Origin of the sequence: Mesorhizobium sp. LNHC232B00 (assembly GCF_000502435.1) — a bacterium.
Taxonomy (GTDB): Bacteria; Pseudomonadota; Alphaproteobacteria; order Rhizobiales; family Rhizobiaceae; genus Mesorhizobium; species Mesorhizobium opportunistum.
Genome location: NZ_AYWP01000023.1, coordinates 40,592 through 67,012, shown reverse-complemented (window position 1 = coordinate 67,012; position 26,421 = coordinate 40,592). Strand labels below are relative to the sequence as shown.

Sequence of the window (26,421 nt, the reverse complement as noted above, 5' to 3'; positions counted from 1 at the left end):
CAATGGCACAAAACGCAGCGAACGCCTCCGCCCCAGCGTGGAAGAGCGTCGCCTGGCTCACCGTTCTGGGAACTGTCGGGAGCCTTGGCCTCTCCGTCGGCCTCAACTACCTGCTGTTGTTCAGCGATGCCCTGACGCCGTTCGGGCGCAGCATGGTCAGCGCGGTGCTGTTGCCGCTGATCATTGGGTTGCCGCTTTTCGTGATGATCGGCTGGATGCAGACCCAGATCCGCGGCTACCGGCGGGAACTCAACAGGTCTGGAACCTATGACAGGGTGACAGGCTGCCTGAATGGTCCGGTTTTCACCTCGATGATCGAGCGGCGCACAGCCAGGCCGTCGGCGTCGGGGCCACGCTCGGGCGCCTTCCTGGTGATCCACGCCGAGCATCTTCGATCCATCAATCTGCGCTTCGGCCCCGGCTGGGGCGATGAGGCCTTGCGGCTCGTTGCCTCGGCCATACAGTCCGCTGTCCGCAAGGAGGATATGGTGGGGCGCATAGGAACATCGATGTTCGGGGTCTTCCTCCCGGGTGCGACCGAAGCCGAGGCCAAGGACATTGGCGAGCGCATCCGGGCAGGCGTCGCGCGGGTCTATTTCGCGCCCAAGGGCAGCGAGGACGTCCTGGCGATCAGTGTCGGAAGCACCGTGTTTGAAACCGAGCTGGCATTCGAGGACATGTTCCGCTCGGCGGAACAGCAACTGTCAGGCGCAGAACCCGTCGCGAGTCTCTGAGCGCGATCGCGGGAGAGGCCGCCAACCACGCGATCTCCACGGCATCGAACAGGCAGTGTGACCCATTTGCCCAGCATGCGATGCGTTACCAGGCTATGTACAGTTCGTACCAAACCTCGAGCGTTCGTTGCAGGCTTTTTGCGGAGCGCTAGATTGGCCACGCGGCATCCCCAATTCATGCCGCAGTGGCCGACGCGGGCTTAGGCAATGGTGTCTCACCGGCATCATCGCGTCGGCCACTCGCAAAATGATCCGAGCCGGTCCCGACAGGCACGCACCCGTCCCGCTTCCCTCAACGCTTACGTGGGAGGCCGTTCCTGCCTTGCGGGGTTTTTTGAACCCAAGTCCCCGACAAGCCGGCGGTATTGGGCTTCGGGTGACCCATAAGCCTCTCGCGCCAACGTCAGCAGGCCATCGCGACTGCGGATCGTGATTTCTCCGCGACGGGCACGGATATACCCATAGCTCTCGATCATCTGCAGCCCGACAGTCACTCCAGGGCGTCTGACGCCGAGCATGATGGACAGAAATTCATGGGTTATCACGAGCCTGTCGCCGACAGTGCGGTCGCCGCACATCAAAAGCCACCTGGCCAGGCGAACTTCCAGGCTTTGCCGCGCGTTGATCGCTGCCGTGTAGCTGGTCTGGACGTGAAGATATTGGACATAGCGCAACAGAAATGGCCGCAGCGTCGGGCTGTCCTCCAGGGCTTCGACGAATGGGGCAGCCGGTATGCGGATCGCTTCACTCGTCGACTGCACGTAACAGTCGAAGTTCGCCTGTTCGTCCCCCATCACCAGCGCCGAGCCGGTCATTCCTTCAAAGCCGATTATGCCCACTTCGGCTTCGGTCTTCGCCGATGTCTTCGCCACCACCGATGCCAGCCCGCTTTCAAGAAAGTAGACAGCTTCAATTTTTTGACCCGCGGTTTCCAGCGGCGCGCGCAGCTCCAGGAAGACGCTCTGGAGATGCGGCTTCAGCCGCGCGAAATCGTCCACGCTCATACGGCGCAACAATTCGCTCTTGGCTTGCAGGATCTGGTGATCCACGAGACTCTCTCCCTTGGGCAAGAGCACTCGCATCTCTTAGCCGGCCGCGCCCGTCGAACGAGCGGACGGTGACGAACCATAGACTGCGCTTCACGCAGCACTAGGAGGGCTAGCACGTTGGTATAAAACCGACATTTACTGCTGTGGAAAAATCGCGGCTTCGCGGGCTATCCATCTTTCGCCGCAAGACGAGCCTCGCGCAGGATGGAGGCGCGGTCGAACCCGACCAGCGATATTATCTCGCGTATCTGCTGCTCCGTAGCGCCGGAATCCCGCGCAAGTGCACGCACCGTCTCTGCCGTCAGACCCGGGCGCTCAGGTTCTTTCGCCATGACATCCTCGTGCCGGCCAAAGCGCGATCGCCTTTCCCAAGCGTCACGCGAACCATTTTCTCTTTGTACGATTTCGTACGGAATTTGGCGAGTCAAATCGGACCTTGGCTCAATTCGGGTGGTTCTCCAGCCCATCCATCCGAGACCACCAAAATCGTTCGGAACGATTGCCTCGCTGGGTGGTTCAACTATCCCGTCCCAACAGGAGACTTGACCGATGGATCACACCAATCACGTCCGCCTCACGAGCGCAGAATTGACGCCTGACATCTTGGAAGACGCCACGATTTACGACGCTGACGACAACAAGGTCGGCACCGTTTCCCATGTTCATGGTTCCGGCGCCGGCAGTCAGGTGGTGATCGACGTCGGCGGATTTCTCGGCATCGGCGCCAAGCCGGTGGCCGTCCCCGCGAGCCAGTTGGATTTCATGCGCGATGAAGATGGCGATGTCCACGCGGTGACCAACTGGACCAAGGATCAGCTCAAGAAAATGCCCGAGCATCACGACGCCTGATCAGGGATTTGCCCTGTCCCGGGAGCGGCCGCATGGCCAATCCCGGGAGATCTAAACGCGGCAGATGCTTCGGCACCAGGGAGCGACAGATGACGCGGCGCGAGACCGGGACTTGCTTCTGCGGTGCGATAGCCGCCGTCATGGACGGCGAGCCTTTCTGGATATGCTACGATCACGACGACGATTGCCGTAGGGCCATTGGCGGTCCGCTCACGGTCTGGGTCGGGTATCGGCCCGACCAATTCCGGCTTTTGAAGGGAACTCCGAAAAGCTTTTCGAGGACACCCGGCGTGGTCCGCACCTTCTGCCCTGACTGCGGGAGCTCCATCGGCTACAGCGACGAAGGCCTGCCGGACGAACTCTATCTAACGATCGGCTTCTTCGACAAACCTGAAGGGTTGCGCCCACAAGCTCATGCCTATTGGGAACTCAGGCTGCCTTGGGTCGCATTCGACGACAAGCTGCCGCGTATCGATCGTTATTCGAGGAAGCGCGACGCAAAATTCGGCAATCCACGTGACAGGTAGACTGACCGCGCCGCTGGGACGATGCTGAGATCACCGCTTCTTCGAGAAAGGGTTCATTGCGCGGTATGCGCTCGTAACTGAATGGCGACAGGTCGAGCATCTGAAACGCGCCATGGACGATCAGTTCCGAGACCGCCCGGATCTCAGAGGCGAGGACACCACCACTCTTTTAACCAATGATTCCCGGAGCTCCTGCGAATGGGAGCCTTTATCGCGATCATTCGTTCTAGCCTGAGTTCAACGCAACCTGGCAACGATGAAAGGTGGGCAGAATGTACTTCATCGCCCTGGCGACTGACTATGACGGCACGCTGGCTCATGACGGGATCGTCTCCAAGAAAACGCTCGCTGCCCTGGAGCGCTTCAAGAAGAGTGGCCGCAAGCTGGTTCTGGTCACCGGACGCGAACTGCCCGATGTCAAACGCGTCTTTCCCGAAGTCAGCCTGTTCGACAAGGTGGTGGCTGAAAATGGCGCCTTGATCTACACGCCGGCAAGCGAGGAGGAGCGGGCGATCTCGCCCGCGCCGGATCCCAAATTCGTCGCCAGGCTGAAGAAGCTCGGCGTCAAGCCGCTTTCGGTGGGGCGCTCGATCGTGGCGACATGGGAGCCGCATCAGGCGACAGTGCTCGACGTCATCAAGGAGACCGGCCTGGAACTCGAAATCATCTTCAACAAGGGAGCGGTGATGGTCCTGCCGAGCGGCATCAACAAGGCCACCGGACTGATTGTCGCGCTTCAGGATCTTCGTCTCTCGCCACACAATGTCGTCGGCATCGGCGACGCCGAAAACGACCATGCCTTCCTGCAAGCTTGCGGCTGCAGCGTCGCCGTGGACAACGCGATTCCCGCCGTCAAGAAAACCGCCGATCTGGTCATGCCTGGCGCACGCGGCAAAGGCGTCGAGCAACTGGTCGACAAACTGATCAAACACGATCACGAGATCGTTTCGAGACGGCACGACGGCATTGTTCTGGGATCGGCCGCCGGCGACGATGTCTATTTGTCGCCGACCGATACGGTGCTGATCGCCGGCAGTTCGGGCATCGGCAAATCCACCTTGGCCACAGCGCTGACGGAACGCTTCGTCGAGAGCGGATTTCAGTTCTGCGTGTTCGATCCCGAGGGCGACTATGACGGCCTCGAGGGCGCCGTCCGGATGGGCGACGGATCAAGCGCACCGACAAAAGCGCAAGTGCTGGACTTAATCGCCAAGGCCGACAGCAATGTCGTCGTCAACGGGCTGGCGCTGCGCGTCAACGAGCGGCCGGACTTCTTTGCCGACCTTTTGCCCGACCTCGGCAGTTTCCGCCGCCGGACGGCCAGACCGCACTGGCTGATCATCGACGAAGCGCACCATCTTCTTCCCAAGCGGCGCGAGGATACGCGTGCGGTCCTGTCACTGGAATTGCCGGGCACGGTCTTGATCACGGTCCATCCCGAAGCGATCTCGACCGATGCGCTTCGGCTGGTAACAGCCATTGTTGCCCTTGGCCCCAAGGCGAAGGACGTCGTGAAGGTCTTCTGCCGCGAGACCGGCATCGACCCGCCAAAGGACATGTCCTCGCCCAAGGGCGAGCGGGTGTTGTTCTGGCGGCCCCAGAAACGCAAGAAAATCGCCACGGTCAAGGTCGTCGAGCCGCGCCAATCGCTGAAGCGGCACAGCCGCAAATATGCCGAAGGCCAGCTCGATGAGGCGGGCAGCTTCTATTTCCACGGACCAGACGATGCAATGAACCTCAGGGCTCACAATCTGATGATTTTCGCCCAGATCGCCGAAGGCATAGACGACAAGACCTGGGAGTTTCACTTGCGTGCCGGCGACTATTCCAAATGGTTCCGCAACCAGATCAGGGACAAGGACCTGGCGCGCGAAACCGCCGAAGCGGAGAAGGACAAAACGCTATCGGCCGAGGAGAGCCGCAAACAGGTGCTCGATGCCGTGCGCCGCCGCTACACCGCCCCCGCCACCGCACCTGAAGAATAGACCTGCAATGCGCCCGTCGCACCCTTCGTCAGGAACTTTTACGGCCAGCTGTCGTTGACTCGGCTCCACAAAGCGGGCGGCACCCTTTGCTCGAGAGTTTTCCCGTGGACGCGAAAACCCAGACAAAAGAACCAGATGAAACGTACAAAAAGCGCGAAGCTTCGAGCCGGGCGAAGCCAGGCCCTTCGCCCAAACGCAAAGGGGCTGCGGCGCGAACCGACGCCCCGGAGAATGAGGCGGGCGACAAGAGCGCTGGGCAGGCGAAGCCTGGCCTGCTGAGCCTCCCGCGGCGGCGTCCTTACCTGTCCATCGCCGTCCTGATTGTCCTGCTGCTGGTCGCTGCGGGGCTCGTCCTATGGTGGCTGAACGCGCGCCAGTATGAATCGACCGATGACGCCTTCATCGACGCCCGCACGGTGACCATCGGCGCCGAGATATCTGGCCGCGTCACCGACGTCGCCGTAACGGACAACCAGCCGGTCAAGGCGGGCGATATCCTGTTGCGCATCGACGACGCCGACTATCAGGCCAACCTCAAACAGGCAGACGCAGGTGTGGCCGCGGCACAGGCCGAGATTGCCGACGTTCAAGCCCAAATCGAAGCACAGAACGCAAAGATCGACGCCGCGCAGAAACAGGTGGCCCAGGCCCAGGCGGCGCTCGATTTCGCCAAGGCCGAGGATCAGCGCAACCGCGAGCTCCTGGCCAAGGGCACGGCCACGCAGCAGCAGGCCCAGCAGGCCGCTTCAACGCTGCGCCAGGATCAGGCTGCTCTCGACAGCGCCCAAGCCAACGCGGCTGCCGCCAAGAGCCAGATCGTGGTCCTGCAGGCGCAGGGCAAGAGCGCCGAAGCCAAGCTCAACCAAGCCAAGGCGAGCCAGGACCAGGCGCACACCACGCTGTCGCGCACCGCAATCACCGCGCCGGTTGCCGGGCATGCAACCAGCATCTCGGTTGGCCAGGGCACTTACGCCCAGCCCGGCCAGGTGCTGATGATGTTCGTTCCCGACGAGGTCTGGGTGAAGGCCAATTTCAAGGAAACGCAGCTCGATCTGATGCGGCCTGGACAGCCGGTCGACATCGACATCGACGCCTATCCTGAAAAATCCTTCCATGGCCGCGTCGACAGTATCCAGGCGGGCAGCGGCACCGCCTTCAGCCTGCTGCCGGCCGAGAATGCCACCGGCAACTTCGTCAAGGTCGTGCAGCGCGTGCCGGTCAAGATCGTCTTCGACAAACCGCCCGGCGTGCTGCTGGGACCGGGCCTGTCGGTGGTGCCGACCGTCAAGGTGCGGTGAGTGGCGAGATGGCCGGCGCGCAAAGCGAAAGCAGATCCGCCGCCGGTGGGCGCAATCCCTGGCTGATTGCAATCGTCGTCTCGATCGCCACCTTTATGCTGGTGCTCGACACCTCCATCGCCAACGTCGCGCTGCGCAACATCGCCGGCAGCCTGGCGGCCGGGATGGATGAAAGCACCTGGGTGATCACCACCTATCTGGTGGCGAATTCGGTGATCATCCCGGTCAGCGGCTGGCTGGCCAGCGTGATCGGCCGCAAGCGTTACTACATGCTTTGCGTGGCGACCTTCACCATCGCATCGCTGCTGTGCGGGCTGGCGCCCAACCTGGAAATGCTCATCGTCTTCAGGATCCTGCAGGGCCTCGGCGGCGGTGGCATGGCGCCCAGCGAACAGTCGATCCTCGCCGACACCTTTCCGCCCGAAAAACGCTCTCAGGCGTTCGCGCTCTACGGCATCGCCGTCATCGTCGCGCCGACGGTGGGGCCGACCATCGGCGGCTGGCTGACCGATCATTTCTCCTGGCATTGGATCTTCTTCATCAACGTCCCGTTCGGCATCATGTCATTGGCCCTGGTGCAGTGGCTGGTCGTGGAACCGGATGTGCTTGAACGCGAACGCCTGGAGCGGCTGAAAGGCGGCCTCAGAATAGACTGGGTCGGGTTCATTCTGGTGGCCACCGCGCTTGGCTGCCTGGAAATCTTTCTCGACGAGGGCCAACGCAACGATTGGTTCGCGTCGGCCTTCATCACGACCTTCGCGGTGATTTCGGCGATCTCGTTCCTGCTGCTGATCCCCTGGGAGTTCAACCACCGCGATCCGATCGTCGATATCCGCTTGCTGTTCAGCCGCCAGTTCGGCACGTCGTTCCTGGTGATGATGGCCGTGGGCGCGGTGCTGTTCAGCACCACGCAGCTGATGCCGCAGCTGCAGCAGACCGCCTTCGACTATACGGCGACACTATCGGGCCTCTCGATGATGCCGGGTGGCATCGCCATGCTGATACTGATGCCGATTTCCGGATTTGCAGGCAGCATCATCCAGCCAAAATATCTGATCATGGCGGGGATGTCCGTTGTCGCCATCGCCCTGTGGCATATGACGGCGCTGACCCCGGACGCCAGCTTCCGCTTCTTTGCGTTTGCGCGCGTCTTCCTGATGATCGGCCTGCCGTTCCTGTTCATCCCCATTTCGACCGCGGCCTATGTCGGTCTGGCGCCGCAGCAGACCAACCAGGCATCTGCGCTGATCAATGTCGCCCGCAATATCGGCGGCAGCATCGGCGTATCCTTGTCCAACACGGTGATCGCCCAAAACGCGCAACTCCACCAGGCACACCTCGTCGGCCACACGGCACAGTCGTCGCCGGCCTACCAGCAGGTGCTGCGTCAGGCAACCGAGCACTTCGTGGCTCAGGGCTCGCCGATGGTCGAGGCAAAACAGCAGGCGATCGGCTGGATCGGGCAGTTGATAGCACGCCAGGCCTCATTGCTCGCCTATGTCGATGTATTTCGGTATTGCGCGGTAGCGACGGCGGTCCTGGTGCCGCTCGCCCTGCTGCTGCGGTCTCCAACACCGAAGGCCGAAAAGCGCTAGCCGCATTCCTCCCAAATCCCATCAGACGTTTGCCGGGCAAAAACGTCCCGATGTGGTCAGAGTTGCGGAACCATCCCCCCGGCATAGGGGTTTCTTTCGATGTCTCTCGAGGATGAAGGAGCGACCATGCGGATTTTGACGATAGCCATCGCACTTTCCGGGGCGGTCATCACTCAGCCCATCCATGGGCAAACCATCACCCCGCAGCTCCCCCAGATGACGTCACCGCAGGGGGAAGTCCAACCGGAGCAGACGCTGCCCAATCAACGCTCTCCTGATTTGAATTTCACCGGCGTCGCCGTTGTCGCGGTCGAGGATTTGCCTGCAGAAATCAAGGCGCAGGCGGATGCCGTGATCAATCAGGCCAGTGCGCAAGACTTGCTTCGGCTGCAAAACTCCGTCGACGCTTCGCCTCAGGCGAGCTCGGCATTGAGGGCGAACGGGCTCAACTCCTCGCAGGTCGTCGCGGCAAACATCGATGGCGATGGCACTTTGACGCTGATCATCCAGACGACGACTTGAGCGGCGCGCCGACAGGATCACGCTGCGAACCAACAAACGCACTTGCAGAGAGCCGTCATGGCCGAAGCCGCCGTTCGCAACTTCACCATCAATTTCGGACCGCAGCATCCTTCCGCCCACGGTGTTCTTCGATTGGTGCTCGAACTCGATGGCGAGATCGTCGATCGCGCCGATCCGCATATCGGGCTCCTTCACCGCGGCACCGAGAAACTGATCGAGTACAAGAACTATCTGCAGGCCCTGCCCTATTTCGACCGGCTCGACTATGTCGCGCCGATGAACCAGGAGCATGCCTTCTGCCTTGCCGCCGAGAAATTGCTCGAAATATCGGTGCCCAGGCGCGGACAGCTCATCCGCGTCCTGTTTTGTGAAATAGGCCGGCTTCTGTCGCATCTCCTCAACGTCACGACCCAAGCCATGGACATCGGAGCGCTGACCCCACCGCTCTGGGGGTTTGCGGAGCGCGAGAAGCTGATGGTCTTTTACGAGCGTGCCTCCGGCGCCCGCATGCATGCGAACTATTTCAGGATCGGCGGCGTGCACCAGGATCTGCCGCCAAAGCTGCTGGACGATATCCAGGCTTTCTGCGACCCATTCCTCAAGGTCTGCGACAATCTCGACGATTTGCTCACCGGCAGCCGTATTTTCAAGCAACGCAATGTCGATGTCGGCGCGATCGGGCTGGAAGATGCCTGGGCGTGGGGTTTTTCCGGTGTGATGGTGCGTGGATCTGGAGCGTCATGGGACCTGCGCAAGGCACAGCCGTACGAATGTTATCCCGAAATGGATTTCGACATTCCCGTCGGCAAGAATGGAGACTGCTATGACCGCTACCTCGTTCGCATGGAGGAAATGCGTCAGTCGGTCCGGATCATGAAACAATGCCTGGATAAATTGCGGTCACCGGAAGGCCAAGGGCCCGTGGCCGTCCCGAACCGGAAGATCACGCCGCCGCGGCGCGCCACGATGAAACGGTCGATGGAAGCGACCATCCAGCATTTCAAACTTTATACTGAAGGGCTTCATGTGCCGGCCGGAGAAGTCTACGCCGCGGTCGAGGCTCCGAAAGGCGAGTTCGGCGTCTACCTGGTTTCGAACGGCAGCAATGTTCCCTATCGGTGCAAGATCCGCGCGCCGTCCTTTGCGCATCTGCAGGCGATGGATTTCCTGTCCCGCGGACACATGATCGCCGACGTTGCAGCGATCATCGGATCGCTGGACATCGTGTTTGGGGAGATCGATCGCTGACCGGTGCGGGGATCATGTACATTGGCTCGTCATAGTGCCCAGCCCCTCTATGAAGGTCGTCAATTGTCCGGTTGCTTCAACTTGCGATCACGCGCCTGCGATCACATCTCGATCCGGTGGCGCGGACCGGGCGCTCGTGGTTCTCGTCGAGCGGCACGGCCGATAGCTGCCCATGCGGGATTCCAAGGTCAATCCGCCGGGCGATTGGTTTTGCGCCACTCCTCATATTCGCCTTGGGCATCGTCATGCAGTGGGTAGTAGCGCTGCAGCGGTGCGCCCTCCATGAGCTTCATTCTGGAGAACTCCTCCCAGTCGTGATGCTTCCGTGATTCTTCGATCACTTTTGCGGCCATTGCGACAGGAAGCACCACCGCCCCGTCATCGTCGGCGATGATGATGTCGCCGGGGAGCACCGTGACGCCGCCGCAGGCAATCGGAACATTGACGGCGTTCGGATAGATGCTGGTCTGAACATGATAATTGGGCGTCCAGCCGCGCAGCCAGAGGGGCAGATCGAGCTTCTCGACATTGGGGCGGTCGCGCATGCATCCGTCTATGACAATGCCGGCGCCGCCCCTGCCCTTGAAATAGGTCGACATCATATCGCCGAAGACGCCCGAACTCATGTCGCCACGCGCGTCGACCACGACCACATCACCCTCCTGCGCGTGATAGAGCACGTGCCGGTGCAATTGCGTCTCCGGATCGGCATATTCTCCCTCGTTGAAAAGGTCCGGCCGCTGCGGCAGGAATTGCAGCGTCAGCGCCGGCCCGACGATCGACTTCCCGTGGTTCTGCGCCACCGGACCGACCATGTGCGGATTGCGGAAGCCCATGTGGCCAAGCGTGCCGGCAACCGTCGCGGCGCCGATCTCCCTTAGCGCGTCGATCAGGTCCTTGGGCGGCCTCGTGATGTCGGGAGTATGCGTCATTGTCGGACTCCGTTTGCAGGGAATTACCAGTTCGTAACAGAACCATCGCGGCGCTTGAGGTGAGGCGCTTCCCAGAAGCGCAGGCTCTGCGCCTGGACCGCCGCTTCGTTGACTTCGATGCCGAGCCCCGGCAGATCGCCGACCGGGTAATCCGGGCCGTCGAGCCGTGGTTGCACGGGGAAGAAATCGGAATTGTCGAAGCCCAGCTTTCTTTCGGGCGCCCTGGTCTCGAGCCATGCGAAGTTAGGCACGGCGGCGGCGAGATGCACGGTCGCGGCAGTGCACACCGGACCAAGCGGATTGTGCGGCATCAGGTCCACATAATGCGCCTCGCTCCAGCCGGCGACTTTCATCGCCTCGGTGAGCCCGCCGACATTGCAGACATCGATCCGGTTGAACTGGTGGATGCCGCGCTCGATGTAGGGCAGGAAATCCCATTTGCTGGCAAATTCCTCGCCGATGGCAAAGGGGATATCGGTCATCTTGCGAAGGGATTCGTAGGCCTCCGGTGTCTCGGCCCGTATCGGCTCCTCGAGAAAATCAAGCACGCCGCGGCCGAGCTTGTTGCAGAAGCTCGCCGCCTCGGCCACCGACAGCCGATGGTGATAGTCGATGCCGAGGACGACATCGCTGCCCAGCGCCTCGCGCGCTCTATTCAGCATGGTCGCGGTTGCCCCGATCGACTCGCGCGGCTCGAAGATATCCTTGCTGCTTTGCCCTACGGGGAAGAAGCGGATCGCCTGCCAACCCTGTGCGCACAGTTCGTGGGCTCGCTCGATGGCAGCATCGCCCTCGGCCTCGTCACCGGTCGATGCGAAGGTGGGGACGCGGTCGCGCTGCTTGCCGCCCAGCAGCTCGTAGACCGGCACCCCCAGCGCCTTGCCCTTGATGTCGTGAAGGGCGATGTCGATAGCGGAAATCGCTGCCTGCAGAACGCGGCCGCCTTCGAAGTACTGGCTGCGATAAACCTCCTGCCAGATCCGCCCGACCTGCATGGGGTCGCGGCCGATGAGAAACTCGCGATAGTGCTCGATCGCGCCGGCCACTGCCTTCTCGCGACCGCTCAAGCCGCTCTCACCCCAACCGAAGATGCCTTGATCGGTCTCGACCTTGACCAGCATCTGGTTGCGCGTCCCGACCCACACTGGATAGGGCTTGATCGCGGTGATCTTAAACTTCTCGGTCATCCAGCCCACCCCCAATGCAGCCCACCCAATGAACCCGCCCTCTCAGTTGCCCTCGAGGGCCATCTCCGTTTCGCCATCGAACAGGTGAATGCGCTCCTGATCGAACTCGAGCCAGATCTGCTCGTCGGGTGTGACGGCGATATTGGGCGACACGCTGATGTTGACGATGGCACCGGAGAGAAACGCCTGCACGAAGGTGATGTCTCCGGTTGGTTCCACCGTATAGGCCTTGGCCGGAATGGCTCCGTGGACCGCGCTCTTGTGCAGCTTGATGGTCGAGTGTCGCGCACCGAGAACGACCTTCCTGCTAGTCGCTCCCTGGACCTTGCGCGCGTTGGGTTGCGACAGCTCAAGGCTCCAGCCCTCAGCGCTCGAAAGGACGGTGTCGCCGTTGGCCGTCGACGCCTGCAGTGGAATAAGGCTCATCGCAGGGCTGCCAACGAAGCTCGCGACGAACATGTTGGCTGGATGTGCGAAAACTTGCGCCGGTGAATCGTATTGTTGCAGGTATCCGCCGTTCATCACCGCCATCCTGTCTGCCATGGTCACGGCCTCGAGCTGGTCGTGCGTCACATAGACGATCGTCGCCTTGAGATCCTGGTGGAAGCGCTTGATCTCCGACCGCATCTGCACGCGCAGCTTGGCGTCGAGGTTGGAGAGCGGTTCGTCCATCAGGAACACCGCCGGATCTCGAACCAGGGCGCGGCCCAGGGCCACGCGCTGCTGTTGCCCGCCTGAAAGTTCGCGCGGCTTGCGCTCGAGCAACTGGGTCATGTCGAGCACGCGCGCGGCTTCCTTGACCTTCCTGTCGATCTCGTCCTTGGGCAATCTGCGCATCTGCAGCGGGAACGCCAGGTTCTTGTAGACCGATTTCTGCGGATAGAGCGCGTAGTTCTGGAACACCATCGCGATGTCCCGGTCCTTGGGGTCGAGGTCGTTGACCACCCGGTCCCCTATGACGATGTCGCCGGATGTGACCGGGATCAGCCCGGCGACGAGATTGAGCGTGGTCGTCTTGCCGCAGCCTGAGGGGCCGACGAGTGCAACGAACTCGCCGTCATTGACCGTCAGCGAAACATCGTTGACGGCTTTGAAGCTGCCATAAGTCTTGACGAGATCTTTGAGGACCACGTGGGCCATCGGCAACTCCCTAGTGCTTGACGGCGCCTTCTGTAAGGGCGCGTACGAAGTATCGTTGCAGGACGAGGAACAGCACCACGACGGGCACACTCATCATGAAGCTGGCCGCCATCAGACCCGGAAAGTCCGTCGTGTTCTCGGAGAAGAAGCGCTGGATGCCGACCGGCAGGGTCAACTGCTCGTTCTTGGAGAGGAAGGTGTAGGCGTAAATGTACTCGTTCCACGCGCCGATGAAGGAATAGATCGCGGTGGCGATGATCCCTGGTGCCGAGAGGGGCATCACGATCAGGATGAAGGCCTGGAACCGCGTCGCTCCGTCGATACGCGCCGCCTGCTCGAGCTGCACCGGAATGTTGTCGTAGAAGCCCTTGAGCAGCCAGATCGCCAACGGCAGTCCGAATGTGAGGTAGGTGAGGATGAGCGAGCCATGCGTGTTCACCAGCCCGATCGCGCGCATCAGGATGAAGAGCGGCACCAGAAAGATAACCGCCGGGAACATGTTGCGAAGCAAGACGGCGAAGAACAGGAAGTTCCGGCCCGGGAAGGTGAAGCGCGAAAAGGCGTAGGCCGCGGGAACCGCCACGATCACCGAAAGGACGGTCGTGGCAGTGGAGACGTAAAGGCTGTTCCAGAAGAAGCGGAGGAAGTCCTGGCCGACACTGTTCTGCGGATCGAGCAATTTCTGGTAGCTGGCGAGGGTAGGCTCGTCCGGCCACCATTGCGGCGGGAATTGCATCGCGGCGAAGCCGGACTTGATCGAGGTGATCAGCATCCAGATCATCGGCAATGCGGTGTAGAGCAGCATGAACACGAGGAAGATGCGCCCGCTCCACCGCCATCCGTCGACGCGTATGCGGCGACGGGTCTGGCCTCGAGCGGCTGTCTCGGCAATCGTGCTCATGCGCTCTCATCCTTCCGGTCGTTTCCGCTTAGCGCGCGGACGTAAAAGTAGCCGAGCGTCATCAGAATGAAGAACAGGAGCACTGAGTAGGCCGATGCGACGCCCCAGCGCTGCCGGCCGAAGGCGAGCTCATAAATGTGCGTGATCCAGATGTGCGACGCGTTCGACGGCCCGCCGCCGGTCATGATCCAGGGGATGATGAAGGAATTGAAGTTGGCGACTGCCAGCAGAAGGATCGTCACCGTCGAGACGTTTCTAAGGTGCGGGAAGGTGACGTGCCAGAAGCGCTGCCATGCGCTGGCTCCGTCGACCTTTGCAGCCCGCAGCAACTGGTCCGGGACGGTCTGCAGACCGGCCATCATCATGATCATGGCGAACGGGAACTCCCGCCAGATATTGACGACGATCAGGGAGGGCAGCACCGTGCTGACGCTGTCGATGAAATTCGGCGGCCGGTCGGCCCATCCGAGGCCGACCAGCACGGCGCCGATGATCCCAAAGTCCGAATGGTAGATCCACTTCCAGATGTAGGACGCGGCGACGGCGCTGATGACCCAGGGAATGATCAGGATAGCGCGCAGCACACCCCGACCGATGAAGTCGCGATGGAGGGCCAGCGCGCAGCCAAATCCCAGGACAAAGGAGAGGAAGGTGGATGCCAGTGTCCAGATAAGGGTGTTCGAGGTGACCTTCCAGAACACCGGGCTGGTGAGGATGGCGGTGTAGTTGTCGACGCCGATGAAGATCTTGTCGCGGAGCTGCAGGCCAGGCGGCGTGTTGAAGAACGACAGTTCGATCGTGTAGTAGATCGGATAGGCGATGACGATCAGCATGACGGCAATCGCGGGAAGCACGTACGCGTAGTCGGCGCGATGCTCCCAAATCTTGCGCAGCAGGGGTCGCAATCTCCCGCGAGCCCCGGTCTTGCCGGTCACGATCGTCACTTTGGCGGGCCCTTGTTTTCGGAAAGAACCGGTTGCGCTCCGGGCGCAACCGGCAAGATCGCAGGTCAGGCTTCGGCTAGAGTCCGCCGCCCATCAGGTCTTTCACCTTCTTGGCCGCGTCGTCGGCTGCCTGGTCGACGGTCATTGCTCCGGTGAGGGCATTTTGGAGCATGTCCGGGACGATGATGTTCATGATCTCGGGAGATTGCGGCAGCGCCGGGAACGGGATGCCGTATGGCAGCATGGAGGTCGTGACGTCGAGGAACTTGATGCTGTCCAGACGCTCCTTCATCCATTTGGTCTTGAAGCCGTTAAGGTTGCCCGGGTTCGAACCCGCATAGGCCATTTTCAGTGACCATTCAGGGCTGGTCCACATGCAGATGATGGCCTTCGCAGCCGGTTCGTCCACCTTGCCGCCCTCGACATATTCGGGCTTCAGGATGTGGATGTTCGAGCCGCCGAACACGACGGCGCGCTTGCCGTCGGGGCCGGTCGGAATCAGCCCGTAGCGCATATTGTCGATGACGGTCTGCGCCTTGTCCTTGTCGGCGCCCGTCGCCTTCGCCTGCAGATCGAGCATGACATTGTAATCGGACGGGTGCGAGATCATCATGCCGAGCTGGCCGGCGAGGAACAGCGGCTGGTTGTCGGCCTGTTGGTTGGTGAGCGCCGAAACCGGAACCGACTTGTCGCGGACATACATGTCGTAAGAGGCTTGCAGCGCGGCCTTGCTCTGCGGGCTGTCGAGTTCGATCTGCTTATAGGTCGGGTTCGGCGAGGTTTCGTCGAATACGCCGCCGCCATAGGCCCACAACTGAGGCATGAAGCGGTACGGGGTATTGCCGGCATTCTTGCGAGCCACGAGGCCGTAACCGGCGATGCCGAGCTTGTCGTGGATCTGCTTGGAATACTTCACGACGTCGTCCCAGGTTGCCGGAGCCTTGTCCGGATCGAGACCCGCGCGCTTGAAAATGTCGGCATTCCAGATGAACGCCATGGTTTCATTGTTGGTTGGGATGCCGTAGGTCACGCCGTCCCAGGTCACGGCTTTCATGGCGCCGGGCCAGAAATCCTCGGTCGAATATCCGACATCCTCGGGCTTGAGCGGCTCCAGATAGCCCTTCGAGGCGAACTCGGTGCCACCCAGGATCTGCAAGCGGACCGCCATTGGCGCTGCATTGCCAAGGAGCGCCGTGCGGAACTTGTCCAGGAGATCGTTATAGGTGAGCGCCTGATCCTCAAGCTGGATGTTCGGGTAGGTCTTGCGGAAGGTCGCGAAGAAATCCTTGTAGTACTGGCGCAGAAGGTCGGGGTCGCCCTCGAAGACGCCCTGATACCAGAACGTCAGTCGTCCCTTGTAATCGAGCGGGGTGACCTTGCCGCAATCGGCGGCGGTGTCGAACTCCTGTGTGCCTGCAATCGAGCGCACATACTCCGGCGACCACTTGCTCAGGTCGACCGGCGGCGCACCAAGCGCCGATGTGGACATCAGCGATGCCGTCAAAACACCGACGACAGTGCCGCGCAGGACCGCACTGCCGAGCGTAATTCTCGTCATAGGTATCCTCCCTGGTTCTCCGCCCTGCGATCGCGAGGATGCCCTTTTTCGGCACGGGTGTACCCTCTCGACCATTTAGTACGTTTTCAGATCGTTGATTGTCTGTCAACGCACAGGATCGTACATTGTTTGTGAAAGCCGTGTGTGATATCCGGCAAAGAATGTATTGACCTGAGGAGCCGGCCTTGGCCGAAATAGCTGATTTCAAAGCCATGCCACCCGATGGGATCGATCCCATCGGGGCCTCCAGCGAGGGCGCCTCGCTTTATGAGCGGATCAGGGAAGACATCATCGAGGGACGGCTCGCCGCCAACGAGCGGCTGGTGGTCACCGATCTCGCCCGGCGCCACGGCACTTCGACCAATCCCGTGCGCGAGGCGCTGCAGCTGTTGCGTGGAGAGGGCTTTGTCACCTTTGTCGCCAACCGCGGGGCGCGCGTGCGACCCATAGATCAGGATTTTGTCCGCGATATCTACGAGATCGGTGTCTTGATCGAGCCGGCGCTGACGCGATGGTTTGTGAATATGGCCACCGGTGAGGACATCGCCGAACTCGAACGTCTCCAGGGCCTGATCGAAGAGAACAACTTCGCCGACACGTTCAGGCACAGCGAGCTGGATACCGCCTTTCACACCGTGATGTACCAGCGGCACTATAACCGCCATGCCGCCGAGCTTTGGTGGAAGCACCGCGAAGTGCTGCGAGCCGTGAGCAGGCGTTTCAATTTCACGCTCGCCCGGCGGGCCGCAATCATGCGCGAGCACCGCGAACTCATTGCGCTGGTGAAGGCAGGAGAAGCCGACAAGGCGGCCGAACTCGTCTCCCGCCATGTCGAGGGTTCCGGCCGGCATGTTCTCGAACAGATGCGTGCGCGCAACGCCGCTCGGGCCGGATAGGACGAGAGCTCAAGTCCAGAACGTCGTGCCCCGACATTTCAGACAAAGGGAGTTGAGATGAAAATCACCAGCGTTCGGCCGTGGCTGATCAAGTCCGATGCTTCCTATTGGGGAGAGTACCTGTTCGTCGAGGTCACGACCGACGAAGGGGTAAGCGGCTGGGGAGAAATCACCACCACGACCAGACTCGCCAACCGCGCTCTTTGCACGATCCTGCGGCAGATCGGTGTCGCCATGACAGGTGAGGATCCTGCGCGTATCGAGCATCTCTGGCACAGGATTTTCCGCAGCTTCACCTATATGGGCAGCCGCGGCGCCGCCGTCGAATGCGTGAGCGCCATCGACATAGCGCTATGGGACATCCGGGGCAAAGTCTTGGGCAAACCGATCTACGAGTTGCTGGGCGGGCCGGTGCGTGATGAAATCGCTCTCTACACTCATCCCAACCAGGCCAAGTTCACCAGCAAGGACGCGGTGGTCCGCGAAATCCTGGACATCGTCGAATCCGGACATACCGGGCTAAAGTTCGATCCATTCCCCCACCAGGGTCGGACCGCCGATGGCTTGGCGCGTGAACAGCGGGACGGCTATCTCGACGGCAGCATGACCCGCAAGGACGAGCGCGAAGCGGCCGAACTTACGGCGCTGATCCGCGAAACGGCCGGTCCTGACGTCGACATCCTCATCGATGCGCATGGCCGCTTCGATGTCCCCACCGCCATTCGCCTGTGTCGGAGCCTCGAGGAAGCCGGCCAGATCGACTGGTTTGAGGAGCCTTGCCCGCCCGAGAGCCTGAACGCCCTCAAGCAGGTGCGTGAGAAGGTCAGTGCTGCTATCTCATGGGGCGAGCGCGGCCACACGAAATGGGATTTCGTGCCGGTACTCGAGAACAGGCTCGCCGACTACATCATGCCGGATGTCACCTGGACTGGCGGCATTACCGAGCTCAAAAAGATTTCAGCCCTCTGCGAGGCCTACTACATCCCGGTCTCGCCACATGACGCCGCGGGCCCGATCAACGTGGTCGCGGGAGCGCAGGTGATGATGACCGTTCCCAATTTCTATAAGCTCGAAACGTCGGAGTGGAACCTGGGCAAATACGATCATCTCATCGACAGACCGCTCGACGTTTCGAACGGCAGCCTCAAGCTGACGGCGAAGCCTGGCCTCGGTGTCGAGATGAACCGCGACTACTTGCAGGCCCATGAGATTGAGCTGAGCTAGCAAGGCTTCATGCCGGCCAGCGTTTGGGGCGACAAGCCCCGACCAGAATGAGGACAAGTCATGCCAAAGACGGACCGAGCCGGCGAGGCTCTCAATTGGGTCAACACGAACTCCAAACCCTCCGACCTGCGCATCACCGACCTGCGCGTCGCCGAGATCGTCGGCGCGCCGTTCACTTCGGCGCTCATCAAGATCTACACCAATCAGGGTATTGTCGGCCTGGGCGAAGTGCGCGACGGCGCCAGCGCGACCTATGCGCTGATGCTCAAGAGCCGGCTGCTGGGCGAGAACCCTTGCGACGTCGACCGGCTGTTCCGCCGCATCAAGCAATTTGGCGGCCACGGGCGGCAGGGTGGCGGTGTCTCGGCGGTCGAGATCGCGCTTTGGGACCTTGCCGGCAAGGCCTATGGCGTGCCGATCTACCAGATGCTCGGGGGACGGTTCCGCGACAAGGTGCGTGTCTATTGCGATACCGACGCGGAGAAGCCCAGCGGCACCGAGACCGGCAAGCGGCTCAAGGCGCGGATGGATCTCGGTTTTACCTTCCTCAAGATGGACCTCGGGCTGACGCAGATCTCCCACATCCCTGGCGCGGTGGTCGCGCCGGCTGGCGTGCTCGATGGTTTCCGCGGGCACGCCGCTCGCGGCCGGGCACGCACGCTGGACGAGCGCCGGGCGCGCAACGCCGCCTATGACGCGCAGAACGTGCCGCATCCCTTCACCGGCCTCCATTTCACCGAAAAGGGCATCGACCTGCTCGACCGATATATCCACGAGGTTCGCGAGGTGATCGGCTACGAAATCCCGCTCGCCATCGACCATGTCGGCCACATTTCGCTGCAGGACGGCATCCGCCTCGCCCGGCGGATCGAGAAATATGCCCCAGCCTGGCTCGAGGACGTGATCCCCTGGCAGTACACCGAGCAGTATCGGCAGCTGCAGCAGGCGACTTCGGTGCCGATCTGCACGGGCGAGGACATCTACCTCAAGGAGGGTTTCGAGCCGCTGCTCAAGACCGGCATCTCGGTCATCCATCCGGACCTGCTTACCTCGGGTGGCATCCTCGAGACCAAGAAGATCGGCGACGCGGCGCAGGACCATGGCGTCGCCATGGCCATCCACATGGCGGAAAGCCCGATCGCCGCAATGGCCGCCGCGCATGTCGCGGTGGCCACGGAAAACTTCATGGCGCTCGAATATCACAGCGTCGAAGTGGACTGGTGGGACGATATCGTCACGGGCTTGCCCAAGCCGCTGGTCAAGGACGGGTTCATCACCGTGCCGGACAAGCCGGGGCTGGGCATCGACGACGTGGTCGATGAAGTCATCAGCCAGCACCTGCAGGAAGGCATCAAAGGTATCTGGCAGCCGACCGATCACTGGGATGACGAATACTCCTGGGATCGGACCTGGAGCTGACTCTACACCTCTTCCAGGAGGGAGAGATGAACACAAGGATCGACCATGATCTACGAACTTCGCATTTACGACTGCCTGCCGGGCCAGTTGCCGGCGCTGCTCAAGCGTTTCAACGACCATACCTTGGCGCTGTGGGATAAGCACGGCATCCGCCAGGCCGGGTTTTTCACCACGGTGGTCGGCGAAAGCAGCAATCGACTGACCTATTTCGTCGCCTGGGAATCCCTTGCTGAGCGCGAAGTGAAATGGAAGGCCTTCACCACCGATCCGGCATGGCTCAAGGTCCGCGACGAGTCCGAGCGCGATGGCCCGATCCTGGCCAATATTTCCAGCCAGTTTCTCGCGCCAACCGCCTTCTCGTCGGTGAAATAGAGGACGTCATGAAGATCACCGATCTCCGGTGCGCCGTCATCGGCAAGCACCCCATCGTCCGCATCGTGACCGACGAAGGCCTCTATGGCCTGGGCGAGGCTGAATACACCAAGCCCTATCTCAAACCCTGGGTCCTGCATTTTCGCGAGGCGCTGATCGGTGAAGACCCGACCGATGTCGAACGCTGCATGCTGAAGATCCGCCAGCGCGGTTCGTTCAAGCCCTACGGCGCCGCCGTCAGCGCCATCGAGCACGCGCTCTGGGACATCGCCGGCAAGGCGGCAGGCGTTCCGGTCTACAAGCTGCTCGGTGGCAAGGTGCGTGACAAGGTCCGGGTCTATAACGGCTCCATCCGCAAGAAGCGCACCGGGGACAGACCCGAGGACTACGCGGCCGACGTCAAATGGATGATGGAGCGGCCGGAAAACTTCTTCATGGTCAAGCAAGGCATCTCCTTCCACTCCAACATGAAGACCAGCGTGCCCGACTTCCACTATGGCGTGCGCCAGCCGCCGACCTATCACGGCGCGATGGACCAGGGCCAGATCAGCGAGCGCGGCATGGCGCACATGGTCGAATGCGTCATCGCCATGAAAGAGGTGCTCGGCGACAAGGTCTCCCTTGCCCTGGATTGCGGCCCCGGCTGGTTCCTGCCGGACGCAATCCGCTTCGCGCAAGCGGTGGAGAAATACAATCTGATGTGGATCGAGGACATGCTGACGGGCGACTACGTGCCATGGGTCAATCCGCAGGCCTACCGCGAACTCACGACATCCACTTCCACCCCCATCCACACGGGAGAGCAGATCTACCTGCGCCATAATTTCAAGGAACTGATCGAAACACAGGCGGTCCGCGTCATCGGCCCGGACCCCGCCGATATCGGCGGCATCGCCGAGCTCAAATGGGTGGCCGAGCATGCCTACATGCATTCGATCATGATGGCGCCGCATGGCACGGCAAACGGTCTGCTGGGCCTCGGCGCGCTGATCAACGTCTGCGCCACACTGCCCGCCAACTATATCGCCTTCGAATATCCCAGCGCCTCCGATCCCTGGTGGGAGGATATCGTTGTTGGCCTGCCGACGCGGATCGTAGAGGATTCGATGATCGACCTGCTCGATGCCCCCGGATTGGGCCTCGACATCGATGCCGCGGGCGCGAAGAGGCATCTCAAGGAAGAGGACGCCGGCTTCTTCGATTGAATGCCCGCAGCGCGAACCTCTGCAGATGCGACCCTCGTCGGCTGCATCCTGGATCCGCCACACCCGGCTAAGCAGCCAAATCACGCAAGTCGCCGGCGGCCCGACTGAGCACGATCCGCCTTCGGCCCGAATCCTCGCCTCTCGGCATGCGGCTCCGTTCAAGCCTTCACTTGCGGGTCGAATTCCTCACACTGCGGATACCGACAATTGCGACTGCGCAAGCCCTTCCATCGTCGACGAACCACGGCTCGCATTGGATGCATCGCGATTTACATTCTAGTATAATCTGATCATTTCTGGTGAACGAAGCCACGGATTTTGCCATGGACCTGGATCCTTCGACCCTCAATCGGGCTCTGCCGCTCCGCGATCAGATTTATCAGAAGATCCGCAACCTGATCGTCGTCGGGCAGATGAAGCCGGGGGAAGTGATCAACGAGGTGGCGATCGCCGAAGCCCTCGGCGTCTCGCGCACACCGGTGCGGGAGGCCGTCAAGCGCATCAGCGATGAGGGTCTCGTCAAGATCCTGGCGCAGACCGGAACCTATGTCGCACCGATCAGCCGCGCCGACCTAGAAGAAGCCTATGTCATCCGTCGGGCGCTGGAGATGGAGAGCGCGCGGCGCGCGGCCGTCAAGCTGACACCGGCATCGGCCGAACTGCTTGAAGACAATATGGCGGCGCATCGGCTTGCCATATCGCGCGGCCGATATGCCACCGCGATACAACTCGACGATGTCTTCCACCGCACCATCGCCGAGATCTGCGGCCTGCCGATGATCTGGCGCGCCGTCGACATCTCCAAGGCGCAGATGGATCGCGGCCGTTACCTCGCCATTCCCAAGCCCGGCTATGGCGAACAGACGATCGAGCAGCACGAGGCCATTCTCGATGCGCTCAAGCGCCATGACGCCGAGGGGGCAGCGCAAGCGATGGAACACCATATCGAGACGTCGTTCCGCAACACGCTCGAAGTCGCGGCCGACCTACTCGGTTGAGGCGGCCCGCCCGGCGGGTGCACCAAGTCGGAAGCGCTCGGTTATGGCCGCCGTCATCGGCATGACCAAGTCGCTCGGCAAGGAACTGGCCCAGTACGACATCGCGGTCAACTGCATCTCGCCGGCCACCGCGCAGACGCGCATCCTCGAACAACTGACGGCCGAGCGCATTGAATACATGCACTCGCGTATCCCGCGCGGCCGCCTGCTGGAGGTCGACGAGGCCGCGACCATGGTCGCCTGGCTCATCTCCAAGGAGAACAGCTTCACCACGGCCTCGACCTTCGATCTGTCGGGCGGGCGGACAACCCACAAAAGCGCGTCGCGCTGAAAACCGGGTCACTTTTGGACGACATGCATTAGCCGCACACCGGCATGCCGCATTCTGCGGTGCGGCATGCCGGAAGCACGGCCTGTCCGGCGGACGCCGGCACTCCGTCAATGGCCGGCCGGCAGATTGATGGCGCATACCTGCCTCGGCACGATCTGGAGCTCGCCGTCGGGCACGGCGACCGCGATGCCGGCAATGTGCCGCATCACATGGGTGCGACAGTTTCCGGGAGCGATTGAGTTCGCCCGAAGAAGATCAAGGCCTTGTGAGAAAGCCGATGGTACCGTTGGCTGGGATCTATCCCTGCATTACTCTATTGTTTTCATTTATGTTTTTGTTGCTCCAATATCCGATTTGTATCACAATAGGTATCACAATATGTGGCACCTTCTCCGCGCCCTTGGAGCCTTCGGCCACAGCGGCCGCAGCGCGTTTGACCAAAGCCACGCGCAGATCGGGTCTCGTGGCAGGTAAAAGAACACCGTCATTCTTCTAACCAATTGCGTCATACGAATTCACCGCCACCGGCCGCTCCAGCCCAGTCGGCTCAGCTTGCCTATGCACGAAGAAGCCGAAGCAAATCGTACTCAACATTCCCTACTCGAAGGAATAGGTGAAGCCCTCCTTGGAGGCGCCGACGGTTACCCTTGTCATCTTTTCGCCCTCGAGCGAGCGGTTCAGCACGCCGCGGCTCAATTCCGGCAGCAGCGTGTTGGTCAGGATGGCATCGATCATCCGCCCGCCGGATTCGATCTCGGTGCAGCGGGCCTTGACCAGATCCATGACACCGTCGCCGATCACCAATTCCGCATCGTTGGTTGTCCGCAACCGGCGGGCGATCTTGGCGAACTGATGACGGGTGATCGCTTCGATCATCGAATCCGAGAGCGGATAGTAAGGAATGGTCACCACCCGGCCGAGAAAGGCCGCCGGGAAGACCTTCAGCAACGGGCGGCGCAAGGCAGTGTCCAGATCAGGGAGCCCGGCCCGCATCGTGCCGTTCCTGGTGCGGTCCATGATGACTTCCGAGCCGACATTCGAGGTGAGCAGGATCAGCGTGTTCTTGAAGTCGATCCGGCGGCCCTCGCTGTCGTCCATCATGCCTTTGTCAAAGACCTGGAAGAAGATTTCGTGCACATCCGGATGCGCCTTCTCGACCTCGTCGAGCAGGATCACCGAATAGGGTTTTCTGCGCACGGCCTCGGTTAGGATACCGCCCTTGCCGTAACCGACATAACCGGGCGGCGCGCCTTTGAGCGTCGAGACCGTATGCGCCTCCTGGAACTCGGACATGTTGATCGAAATCAGGTTCTGCTCGCCGCCATAGAGCGTCTCGGCCAGCGCCAGCGCGGTCTCGGTCTTGCCGACGCCCGAGGGACCACAGAGCAGGAAGACCCCCACCGGTTTTTCCGGCGCGCCGAGCCCGGCGCGGCTGGTCTGCACGCGTTTAGCGATCATCTCCATAGCGTGATCCTGGCCGACGACGCGCTCCGAAAGCGTGGTGGCGAGCTTGAGCGCCTTTTCGGTCTGACTCGACAGCATCCGCCCGGTCGGGATTCCCGTCCAGTCCTGGACCACTGCCGCCACGGCGTTGCGGTCTACCGACGGCAGAATCAACGGTGTTTCGCCTTGTGCCTCGGCCAGTTCTGCCATCAGTTCGCGTAAGCGCGCAAGATCAGCGGTATCAGATGGATCGGCAGCGGCCGGTGTCTCCGCATCGGTCTTGGCGGCTTTGGTTTCAGCTGTTTTTGTCTTCGTGGTTTCCGGCTTCGCCGTTTCAGTCTTCGCCGTTTCAGCCTTGGGCACCTTGGTCTTTTCTGCGTCCGCCCCTGCCGTTTCGGTATCGGCCTCAGCGGCAGCCGCCGCATCGAGCGGGACTCCTTCGCCGCGCAGCCTGGCGCGTAATTCGAGGATTTCGGCGACAAGTGCCTTTTCACGATCCCAGCGCTGCTGCGCTACGGCCAGCGTGACTTCGGTTTCGGCAAGCCCGGTCTCGACGCGCGCCTGCCGGTCGGCGACTTCGATGCCGATCGCGGCCTCGCGGCCGATGATGCCGCGCTCAACCTCCAGCGCATGGCGGCGGCGCATGATGTCCTCGACCTCGGCCGGCGTGGCGTGCTGCGATATGGCGACACGGGCGCAAGCGGTGTCGAGAAGGCTCACCGCCTTATCAGGCAGTTGCCTTGCCGGGATATAGCGATGCGACAGGCCGACCGCCGCCTCGATCGCCTCATCCAGTATCTGCACCTTGTGGTGCTGCTCCAGGACGCCGGCCACGCCGCGCAACATCAGAACAGCCACCGCCTCCGACGGCTCGTCGATCTTGACCACCTGGAAACGGCGGGTCAGCGCCGGGTCCTTCTCGATGTGCTGCTTGTATTCGGCCCAGGTCGTTGCCGCGATGGTGCGAAGTTCGCCCCGCGCCAGCGCAGGCTTAAGGAGATTGGCGGCGTCGCCGGTTCCAGCAGCACCCCCGGCGCCGATCAAGGTATGGGCTTCGTCGATGAACAGGATGACCGGCTTTTCGGACGATTGCACCTCATCGACGACTGCCTTCAGCCGCTTTTCGAATTCGCCCTTCACGCTGGCGCCCGCCTGCATCAAGCCGACATCGAGCATGCGCACGCTGACGCCTTGCAGTGCCGGCGGGACGTCTTCTGCGGCGACACGCAAGGCAAAGCCCTCGACGACCGCGGTCTTGCCAACCCCGGCCTCCCCGGTCAGGATCGGGTTGTTCTGCCGGCGCCGCATCAGGATATCGACGATCTGCCGGATCTCCGGATCGCGGCCGACGACTGGATCGATCTTGCCGTCGCGGGCGCGCTGGGTCAGGTCGGTGGCGTATTTCGCCAGCGCTGAATCGCCGCCCGGAGCCCGCTTCGGCGCCTCCGGGGTGGAGACGGTGGTCGAGGCACCGGCTTCGAGTGAGCCCTCCACGACATCGGCGAACCGCGCGATGACCGCGTCGGCGCCGATCTTGTCGAACTCGCCGCTGATCTTCGACAGCAAGCCTTCCAGCACCGGCGTCTTCAGACAGGCAAGCAGAATATGGGCGCTGCGGACTTCCTCGACGCCGAACTCGAGCGTCGCCAAATTCCAAGCTTCCTGGATGGCATGAAAGATATGGTCGGAGAATTCCTCGATCGAGGTGGCGCCATAAGGCAGCTTGTCGACAGCGCGGGTCATATCGGCAGTGAGCCGGCTCGCGTCCACGCCTGCATCGGCGATGATCATCTGCACATCGGAGCGGTCGGACAGCACCAGTTGCTCAATGAAATGGACGAGTTCGACATAAGGATTACCGCGCAGTTTGGCGGTGTCGGCAGCTGCTTTGAAGGCGCGGACACCCACAGGATTGAGCTTGCCGACCAGTTCCTTGCGCTTGAAAGTCTGCGATGACCGGCGCTGTTCCATCGAACGTGCTCCTGCGATCTGACAACCGATAAACTGCCACATAAGCCGTCACTTGACAAAGCGTCTGATGGGCCGCTTTCGCGCTATCCGGTC

Annotated in this window: 23 protein-coding genes and 1 pseudogene; 15 read left to right on the top strand and 9 right to left on the bottom strand. The window is 61.6% G+C overall.

Annotation, left to right across the window (positions count from 1 at the left end; genetic code table 11):
• Positions 1 to 2 precede the first annotated feature (2 nt).
• Positions 3 to 734 carry a GGDEF domain-containing protein gene (locus tag X743_RS145695; RefSeq protein ID WP_023767778.1) on the top strand — a complete coding sequence of 244 codons (732 nt, stop codon included), beginning with the start codon at positions 3 to 5 and terminating at the stop codon, positions 732 to 734.
• A 299-nt stretch (positions 735 to 1,033) separates the two neighbouring features.
• Here X743_RS145695 and X743_RS145700 read toward each other — a convergent pair whose 3' ends face one another.
• Together X743_RS145700 and X743_RS1000000172940 are read right to left on the bottom strand one after the other, a co-directional pair.
• Complete coding sequence (locus X743_RS145700; RefSeq protein ID WP_023767777.1) at positions 1,034 to 1,816, bottom strand: Crp/Fnr family transcriptional regulator; 783 nt, start codon at positions 1,814 to 1,816, stop codon at positions 1,034 to 1,036.
• Positions 1,817 to 1,950: 134 nt separating this feature from the next.
• On the bottom strand, positions 1,951 to 2,115 hold the full coding sequence (locus X743_RS1000000172940; protein WP_023767776.1) for a hypothetical protein: 165 nt from the start codon (positions 2,113 to 2,115) through the stop codon (positions 1,951 to 1,953).
• Between the two features lie 217 nt (positions 2,116 to 2,332).
• Here X743_RS1000000172940 and X743_RS145705 point away from each other — a divergent pair, with 217 nt between their 5' ends.
• From X743_RS145705 to X743_RS145735, 7 genes are all read left to right on the top strand, one after another.
• A complete protein-coding gene (locus tag X743_RS145705; protein WP_023767775.1) occupies positions 2,333 to 2,632 on the top strand; it encodes a PRC-barrel domain-containing protein in 300 nt (99 codons plus the stop codon).
• An 89-nt stretch (positions 2,633 to 2,721) separates the two neighbouring features.
• On the top strand, positions 2,722 to 3,159 hold the full coding sequence (locus X743_RS145710) for a GFA family protein (protein WP_023767774.1): 438 nt from the start codon (positions 2,722 to 2,724) through the stop codon (positions 3,157 to 3,159).
• Positions 3,160 to 3,431: 272 nt separating this feature from the next.
• Positions 3,432 to 5,144 carry an HAD-IIB family hydrolase gene (locus X743_RS145715; protein WP_023767773.1) on the top strand — a complete coding sequence of 571 codons (1,713 nt, stop codon included), beginning with the start codon at positions 3,432 to 3,434 and terminating at the stop codon, positions 5,142 to 5,144.
• Positions 5,145 to 5,248: 104 nt separating this feature from the next.
• Positions 5,249 to 6,442, top strand: a complete 1,194-nt coding sequence (locus tag X743_RS145720) for an HlyD family secretion protein (protein WP_023767772.1) — start codon at positions 5,249 to 5,251, stop codon at positions 6,440 to 6,442.
• Between the two features lie 8 nt (positions 6,443 to 6,450).
• Positions 6,451 to 8,037, top strand: coding sequence for a DHA2 family efflux MFS transporter permease subunit (locus X743_RS145725; RefSeq protein ID WP_023767771.1), 1,587 nt, complete (start codon positions 6,451 to 6,453; stop codon positions 8,035 to 8,037).
• A gap of 126 nt (positions 8,038 to 8,163) precedes the next feature.
• Entirely contained in the window at positions 8,164 to 8,559 is a 396-nt protein-coding gene (locus tag X743_RS145730) for a hypothetical protein (RefSeq protein ID WP_031258199.1), read from the top strand.
• 57 nt (positions 8,560 to 8,616) lie between these two features.
• The gene (locus X743_RS145735) at positions 8,617 to 9,807 is read left to right on the top strand and encodes an NADH-quinone oxidoreductase subunit D (protein ID WP_023767769.1); all 1,191 of its coding nucleotides are present in this window, start codon (positions 8,617 to 8,619) and stop codon (positions 9,805 to 9,807) included.
• Positions 9,808 to 9,995: 188 nt separating this feature from the next.
• Here X743_RS145735 and X743_RS145740 read toward each other — a convergent pair whose 3' ends face one another.
• The 6 genes from X743_RS145740 to X743_RS145765 all read right to left on the bottom strand — a co-directional run bounded on the left by X743_RS145740 (position 9,996) and on the right by X743_RS145765 (position 16,469).
• The gene (locus tag X743_RS145740) at positions 9,996 to 10,739 is read right to left on the bottom strand and encodes a ribonuclease activity regulator RraA (protein ID WP_023767768.1); all 744 of its coding nucleotides are present in this window, start codon (positions 10,737 to 10,739) and stop codon (positions 9,996 to 9,998) included.
• 23 nt (positions 10,740 to 10,762) lie between these two features.
• Positions 10,763 to 11,926 (bottom strand): mandelate racemase/muconate lactonizing enzyme family protein, encoded by a 1,164-nt coding sequence (locus X743_RS145745; protein ID WP_023767767.1) that lies wholly within the window; start codon positions 11,924 to 11,926, stop codon positions 10,763 to 10,765.
• Between the two features lie 42 nt (positions 11,927 to 11,968).
• Positions 11,969 to 13,066, bottom strand: a complete 1,098-nt coding sequence (locus tag X743_RS145750; protein WP_023767766.1) for an ABC transporter ATP-binding protein — start codon at positions 13,064 to 13,066, stop codon at positions 11,969 to 11,971.
• A gap of 10 nt (positions 13,067 to 13,076) precedes the next feature.
• Positions 13,077 to 13,967, bottom strand: a complete 891-nt coding sequence (locus X743_RS145755) for a carbohydrate ABC transporter permease (protein WP_023767765.1) — start codon at positions 13,965 to 13,967, stop codon at positions 13,077 to 13,079.
• Complete coding sequence (locus X743_RS145760; RefSeq protein WP_013893757.1) at positions 13,964 to 14,911, bottom strand: sugar ABC transporter permease; 948 nt, start codon at positions 14,909 to 14,911, stop codon at positions 13,964 to 13,966. Before X743_RS145760 ends, X743_RS145755 begins: the two co-directional genes overlap by 4 nt.
• A gap of 76 nt (positions 14,912 to 14,987) precedes the next feature.
• Complete coding sequence (locus X743_RS145765; protein WP_023767763.1) at positions 14,988 to 16,469, bottom strand: sugar ABC transporter substrate-binding protein; 1,482 nt, start codon at positions 16,467 to 16,469, stop codon at positions 14,988 to 14,990.
• A gap of 185 nt (positions 16,470 to 16,654) precedes the next feature.
• Between X743_RS145765 and X743_RS145770 the strand changes: the two genes are divergently transcribed.
• From X743_RS145770 to X743_RS145800, 7 genes and pseudogenes are all read left to right on the top strand, one after another.
• On the top strand, positions 16,655 to 17,365 hold the full coding sequence (locus X743_RS145770) for a GntR family transcriptional regulator (protein WP_023767762.1): 711 nt from the start codon (positions 16,655 to 16,657) through the stop codon (positions 17,363 to 17,365).
• A gap of 57 nt (positions 17,366 to 17,422) precedes the next feature.
• On the top strand, positions 17,423 to 18,589 hold the full coding sequence (locus X743_RS145775; RefSeq protein WP_023767761.1) for a mandelate racemase/muconate lactonizing enzyme family protein: 1,167 nt from the start codon (positions 17,423 to 17,425) through the stop codon (positions 18,587 to 18,589).
• A 60-nt stretch (positions 18,590 to 18,649) separates the two neighbouring features.
• On the top strand, positions 18,650 to 20,008 hold the full coding sequence (locus X743_RS145780; protein ID WP_023767760.1) for a mandelate racemase/muconate lactonizing enzyme family protein: 1,359 nt from the start codon (positions 18,650 to 18,652) through the stop codon (positions 20,006 to 20,008).
• A gap of 45 nt (positions 20,009 to 20,053) precedes the next feature.
• On the top strand, positions 20,054 to 20,380 hold the full coding sequence (locus X743_RS145785) for an NIPSNAP family protein (RefSeq protein WP_023767759.1): 327 nt from the start codon (positions 20,054 to 20,056) through the stop codon (positions 20,378 to 20,380).
• 8 nt (positions 20,381 to 20,388) lie between these two features.
• Complete coding sequence (locus tag X743_RS145790) at positions 20,389 to 21,585, top strand: mandelate racemase/muconate lactonizing enzyme family protein (protein ID WP_023767758.1); 1,197 nt, start codon at positions 20,389 to 20,391, stop codon at positions 21,583 to 21,585.
• 323 nt (positions 21,586 to 21,908) lie between these two features.
• Positions 21,909 to 22,583 carry a GntR family transcriptional regulator gene (locus X743_RS145795; RefSeq protein ID WP_013893750.1) on the top strand — a complete coding sequence of 225 codons (675 nt, stop codon included), beginning with the start codon at positions 21,909 to 21,911 and terminating at the stop codon, positions 22,581 to 22,583.
• Between the two features lie 52 nt (positions 22,584 to 22,635).
• Positions 22,636 to 22,914: pseudogene (locus tag X743_RS145800) on the top strand (SDR family oxidoreductase); the annotation flags it as partial.
• A gap of 597 nt (positions 22,915 to 23,511) precedes the next feature.
• On the opposite strand, the gene tssH reads toward X743_RS145800, so the two are convergent.
• Entirely contained in the window at positions 23,512 to 26,328 is a 2,817-nt protein-coding gene (tssH, locus tag X743_RS145805) for a type VI secretion system ATPase TssH (RefSeq protein ID WP_023767754.1), read from the bottom strand.
• Positions 26,329 to 26,421 lie beyond the last annotated feature (93 nt).

Coding starts and splice junctions, on each gene's coding strand:
- X743_RS145695 (WP_023767778.1), top strand. CDS start 3: ATGGCACAAAACGCAGCGAACGCCTCCGCCCCAGCGTGGAAGAGCGTC.
- X743_RS145700 (WP_023767777.1), bottom strand. CDS start 1,816: ATGCGAGTGCTCTTGCCCAAGGGAGAGAGTCTCGTGGATCACCAGATC.
- X743_RS1000000172940 (WP_023767776.1), bottom strand. CDS start 2,115: ATGGCGAAAGAACCTGAGCGCCCGGGTCTGACGGCAGAGACGGTGCGT.
- X743_RS145705 (WP_023767775.1), top strand. CDS start 2,333: ATGGATCACACCAATCACGTCCGCCTCACGAGCGCAGAATTGACGCCT.
- X743_RS145710 (WP_023767774.1), top strand. CDS start 2,722: ATGACGCGGCGCGAGACCGGGACTTGCTTCTGCGGTGCGATAGCCGCC.
- X743_RS145715 (WP_023767773.1), top strand. CDS start 3,432: ATGTACTTCATCGCCCTGGCGACTGACTATGACGGCACGCTGGCTCAT.
- X743_RS145725 (WP_023767771.1), top strand. CDS start 6,451: ATGGCCGGCGCGCAAAGCGAAAGCAGATCCGCCGCCGGTGGGCGCAAT.
- X743_RS145730 (WP_031258199.1), top strand. CDS start 8,164: ATGCGGATTTTGACGATAGCCATCGCACTTTCCGGGGCGGTCATCACT.
- X743_RS145735 (WP_023767769.1), top strand. CDS start 8,617: ATGGCCGAAGCCGCCGTTCGCAACTTCACCATCAATTTCGGACCGCAG.
- X743_RS145740 (WP_023767768.1), bottom strand. CDS start 10,739: ATGACGCATACTCCCGACATCACGAGGCCGCCCAAGGACCTGATCGAC.
- X743_RS145745 (WP_023767767.1), bottom strand. CDS start 11,926: ATGACCGAGAAGTTTAAGATCACCGCGATCAAGCCCTATCCAGTGTGG.
- X743_RS145750 (WP_023767766.1), bottom strand. CDS start 13,066: ATGGCCCACGTGGTCCTCAAAGATCTCGTCAAGACTTATGGCAGCTTC.
- X743_RS145755 (WP_023767765.1), bottom strand. CDS start 13,967: ATGAGCACGATTGCCGAGACAGCCGCTCGAGGCCAGACCCGTCGCCGC.
- X743_RS145765 (WP_023767763.1), bottom strand. CDS start 16,469: ATGACGAGAATTACGCTCGGCAGTGCGGTCCTGCGCGGCACTGTCGTC.
- X743_RS145775 (WP_023767761.1), top strand. CDS start 17,423: ATGAAAATCACCAGCGTTCGGCCGTGGCTGATCAAGTCCGATGCTTCC.
- X743_RS145780 (WP_023767760.1), top strand. CDS start 18,650: ATGCCAAAGACGGACCGAGCCGGCGAGGCTCTCAATTGGGTCAACACG.
- X743_RS145785 (WP_023767759.1), top strand. CDS start 20,054: ATGATCTACGAACTTCGCATTTACGACTGCCTGCCGGGCCAGTTGCCG.
- X743_RS145790 (WP_023767758.1), top strand. CDS start 20,389: ATGAAGATCACCGATCTCCGGTGCGCCGTCATCGGCAAGCACCCCATC.
- X743_RS145795 (WP_013893750.1), top strand. CDS start 21,909: ATGGACCTGGATCCTTCGACCCTCAATCGGGCTCTGCCGCTCCGCGAT.
- tssH (WP_023767754.1), bottom strand. CDS start 26,328: ATGGAACAGCGCCGGTCATCGCAGACTTTCAAGCGCAAGGAACTGGTC.